The organism is Microbacterium sp. (genome assembly GCF_031179285.1).
In the GTDB taxonomy this organism is placed as follows: domain Bacteria; phylum Actinomycetota; class Actinomycetes; order Actinomycetales; family Microbacteriaceae; genus Microbacterium.
The window spans coordinates 1-4,383 of record NZ_JAPSHY010000065.1; the positions used below are offsets into that span (position 1 = coordinate 1).

The following is a 4,383-nucleotide window of genomic DNA, read 5'->3' on the forward strand; positions in this document are numbered from 1 at the left end:
GTTCCGAGATCGCTGTGATACACGGCGGCCCAGACCTGACGTGCGCCTCGGACGTTGCGTGCACGGTTCCCCGAGGCGTTCGAGCCGTGCCGCCGATACCCGACCATGACACGGTCGACGGGCACCAGGGGGCCCTGTCTCGCGAGTCGCACGATGAACTCCCAGTCCTCGGCGAGATACCGATCGTCGAATCCACCCGTCGCCTGGAACGCGGAACGGCGCACCAGGAGGCAGCTCGGCGGATACACGAGGTTCGACAGGAACAGGTGCTCGAGTTCCACGTCGGCGGTGCTGTCGCGCGGCACCAGACGGTCGCCGCGGAGATCCTCACGCCCGCGCATATGTCGCGGGAAGTCGCCCGGGTGGAGGACGTCGCCCTGCTCATCGACGTACTCGGCGAGCACGAATGCCCCGGCCGCGTCGGGCCGGCGCCCGATTGTCTTCACCACGGTCGCGAGCATGTCCGGATGCCAGAGGTCGTCGGCATCGAGGAACACGAGGTGCATCGACTGCACCGAGGCCCTTGCCGCGCCCGCGTTGCGCGCCTCCGCGACGCCATGCCCCGAACTCCGCACCAGCCGGACGCGAGGATCCGTGTGGGCACGGACGATGTCCGGTCCCTCGTCGGTCGATCCATCGTCGACGACGACCACCTCGAATCGGCGGTACGTCTGCGCGAGCACCGACTGCAGCGTCTCGTCGATGAACCGGCCGCCGTTGTACAGCGGGATCACGATCGTGACGACGGGCGCCCCGGCGTCGTCTCGCCCGTCCCCGCCGGCGTCGGATTCCGGCGTCATGGACGTCGCCTCCGGCGCAGCAGCGATCTCGCCTTGGCGAGCGGCGCGGTCGCGACGGTGAGCATGAACGTGATCGGCGCCCGCGACAGGCCCCAGGCCAGCTCGCTTCGAGCGTGGTGATAATCGCGGCGCTTCACGAAGCGGAACAACGCTGTGCCTGCGAGACGGGCCTCACTCCGTCGGAATCGCTCGAGTCGTTCGCGGAACAGCTCTGCCGCCTCGGCGTCGCCCCGACCGGCGGCGGCCCAGCGCTGCCGGTCGACCATGTCCTCCATCGCTCGACGACGAAGGAGCGCGTTCGCGGGCGCGGTGGAGGTCATGTTGGCGGCATGGCGCCGGTAGCCGACGAGGAGCGCGTCGAGGTAGACGAAATCGCCTCGGAGCGCGAGCCGGAGCGCGAGTTCGAAGTCGACGAGGATCGGGATCTCGGAACTGAACCCGCCGATGGCCGTGAAATCGTGTCGACGAATGACGAGGGTCGGTCCGAGCGGCGTGTCCGCCCGTCCGCTCAGGATCGCAGCCGAATCGGTCTGCCTGGACCTCCAGTCGTTGCCGAACGGACGCCCCTCGCTGTCGATATGCCGGTAACCCGAGAAGGTGGCGGGCGAAGTCGGATGCGTGGAGTGCGCGTGGAGATGTCGTTCGAGACGCTCGGGAACCCACACGTCGTCGTCGTCCAAGAAGGTGATGAGGTCGGCCGTCGTTCGTGACACACCGACGTTCCTCGCCACGCCGGCGGTTGCCGACGACTCGATCCTGATCCGGCTCATTCGATCATCGCCCTCGATGAGCTGCTCGATGCGCTCAGGATGCGGCACGCCGTTGTCGACGATCAGCAGCTCCCAGTCCTGCATCGTCTGCGCTCTGACGCTTTCCAGCGTCTCCTCGAGATAGGGACTGTCGCGATTGGTCGCCAGCACGATGCTGACCGACGGCGATCGCCCGCCGCTCGCGGTCCGGGGCGCTGCCGACATCGGCGTCTTCCCTTCACTTCTGGCGACAGGTCTGCTGCACGGCGGTGCGTCACCGTGCTGGCATCACCTCGTCGGGCATCCGCAGAATAGCCCGGATCACGCCCGCATGGAGAGGTTGCCGGCCGATTCGCTCCAGAGCGGCGTCATCCCGGGTTGTCGCTGGGCAGTATCGGCGACCGGTCGGCCGATCCCTCGCTTCGGGGTTCGGTGCCCCCGCCACCAGGCGGACTGGCCAGCAGGCCGCGGAGTTCGCGGCCCGTCGCGTCATCGCGCTCGGGAGGCAACGGCCGCCAACGCGCGGAGCGGGGCAACGCGGCGAGACCCCAGGCCAAGCCGACGACGGTGACCCCCAGACGGCGAACCTTGGCGGGCACCCCGGGGACAGCAGCCACGGACCGCAACTGCCGAAGCATCCACCTCCTCAGCATCGGTGAGCGGATGCCGTCGGCACGGGCGAGCAGGACCATGTGATTCCGGCGACCGTACAGCTTGTATCGCGTGTCGAAGCGTGCGCCGCGAACATGCGGAGCGGGTCGATGGTCGACCGCCGCATCGGGGGCGAACACCGCCCTCCCGCCGATCGAACGGACCCTCAGGAAGATGTCCGTATCCTCGCGAAGGGCCGTCCCGGGGTAATCATCGCGGAACCCGCCCAGAGCGGCGAGCACCGAACGACGGAACGACATGTTCGCACCGATGCCGTGATCGACATCCACGACATGCCCGTCAGATGCTGACGCGAACCCGTCGGTGAGCGTTCCGTCGGGGAGTACGCGCCCGATCGGGCGGTGATACAGCTCCTCGCCGGGCTCGCCGTTACAGGTGCGACCCGAGACTGCAGCGACGCTGGCATCGCGGAACGCCGCCCGTACGCCCTGCTCCCAACCCGGACGAACCACCACGTCGTCGTCGAGGAAACTGACGATATCGCCGCGCACCCATCGCAATGCCTCATTGCGTGAGCGCGTCATCCACCCTGCGAGATGTGCTGCGTGGACGTAGACGATCGCCGGATCGATCGCATGCACCAGGTCACGATGGTCCTTCGCGGAGGCATCCACGACGACGACCTCGGTGTCCCTGCTCAACGAGTCCTGCAGCGAGCGCAGGCAACGCTCGAGGAAGTCAGGACGCTCATAGGTCACGATGCAGACACTCAGCCCTGGTGTTCGGACCATCAGCTCCTCGCCTCAGCTCGTGAGCCGATTGTAGCCGCGCCCCCAGGGCGGAACTTCCCGCCCGGTAAGCTTCCGATCGCGCCGTGCGAGAAGGACCGGACCGGTGAGGAGGCAGCATGCACATCGGAGTTCCCGAGATGCGCGCTGAGAACGGACAGATCACCTGGTCCGTGGCCGTCGACGGACTCCCCGATGCGCCCGAGCGACTGTGGTTCACGCTTCCCGAAGCCCACGGCGGGTTGCTCACCGAACGCGCAGATCCTGCCGTCATCGGGCTCATCGGGCCCGCAATGCACGCGGGCGAGTCGGTCACGGTCGCCGGATCGGTTACCGACGAGCTCGCTCACAGCATGACGCACGGCTACCAGCACATCCTCGAAGCGGTCATCCCGGGCCTGCAGCGGGTTCCGCTGGAGATCGCGTACCCGGTTCCGGCGACGAACCCCGCCCCCGGAGTCGGCACCGGATTCTCGGGCGGCATCGACAGCTTCACCGTGCTCGCCGAGCACTACTTCAGTCCTGTCGCGCACGACCTTCGGCTCACGCATCTGACGTTGTTCAATGTCGGGGCGATGCAGCCCGGGGAGCGGGGGCGCAGACACTTCCACCGTGTGCATTCCCGGCTGGCACCCGCAGCCGAACGCCTGGGACTCCCCTACGTCGCCGTCGACTCGAACCTCGACGACTTCTACCGGTTCGCCGACTTCCTGCAGACCCACGGCCCGCGGAACCTCGCCGCCGCGTCGCTGCTGCAAGGTGGCCTCGGGCAGTTCTACTTCGCGAGCAGCGTGCCGTTCGAAGCCGTCGCCGTGCAACGTTCGAACAGCACCGCATACTCGGACCCCATCTCCATGCCACTGCTCACCACACGGCAGTTCCGTCCTGTCTTCCACGGCAGCCAATACACCCGCGTCGAGAAGACCGCCATCGTCGCGCTGATCCCCGAGTCGCACGAGAGCCTCCACGTCTGCACGACGCTCACCGCCGACGGCCGGAACTGCTCCCGGTGCAACAAGTGCCTCCGCACCGAGCTGACGCTCGACATCACCGGGCAACTGGACGTGTACCACCGGGCGTTCGACCTGGATGTCTACCGCGCGGCCCGACGGGCGTATCTCGACGAGGTGGCATGGTCTCGCGACGTGTACGCCGCGGAGATCCGAGCGCTGGCGCATCGGACCGGGTTCCCGCTGCCCTCGGCTGGCGCCGGCTTCCTCCGGTACGGTCTGGGCCGTGCGGGCCGCAAGGCCGGCACGCTCCGGCGCCGATCGGCAGGCTCGCGGCTGCGAGGATGACGCAGCCGATCAGTCGAGTTCGCCGAGTTCCACCAGGCGCGCGAAGTCGGGACTCTGCGCCCGGACCTCGTCGAACGTGCCCTCGGCCTCGATCCGGCCATCCTTGAGGAACACGAGGGTGTCGGCATGGCGCACG

The 4,383-nt window shown here is 68.0% G+C and carries 4 protein-coding genes; 1 reads left to right on the top strand and 3 read right to left on the bottom strand.

Annotated features, from left to right (window positions below):
- The 3 genes from RIN18_RS17310 to RIN18_RS17320 form a co-directional block, all read right to left on the bottom strand.
- Positions 1-800 (bottom strand): glycosyltransferase (locus RIN18_RS17310; protein ID WP_309105221.1); only part of this gene is annotated, 800 nt, incomplete at its 3' end.
- On the bottom strand, positions 797-1,774 hold the full coding sequence (locus RIN18_RS17315) for a glycosyltransferase family A protein (RefSeq protein WP_309105222.1): 978 nt from the start codon (positions 1,772-1,774) through the stop codon (positions 797-799). The genes RIN18_RS17310 and RIN18_RS17315, both read right to left, overlap by 4 nt.
- A 143-nt stretch (positions 1,775-1,917) precedes the next feature.
- Positions 1,918-2,952, bottom strand: a complete 1,035-nt coding sequence (locus tag RIN18_RS17320) for a glycosyltransferase (RefSeq protein WP_309105223.1) — start codon at positions 2,950-2,952, stop codon at positions 1,918-1,920.
- Positions 2,953-3,068: 116 nt separating this feature from the next.
- Between RIN18_RS17320 and RIN18_RS17325 the strand changes: the two genes are divergently transcribed.
- Positions 3,069-4,247, top strand: a complete 1,179-nt coding sequence (locus RIN18_RS17325) for a hypothetical protein (RefSeq protein ID WP_309105224.1) — start codon at positions 3,069-3,071, stop codon at positions 4,245-4,247.
- The last annotated feature ends 136 nt before the right edge of the window (positions 4,248-4,383 follow it).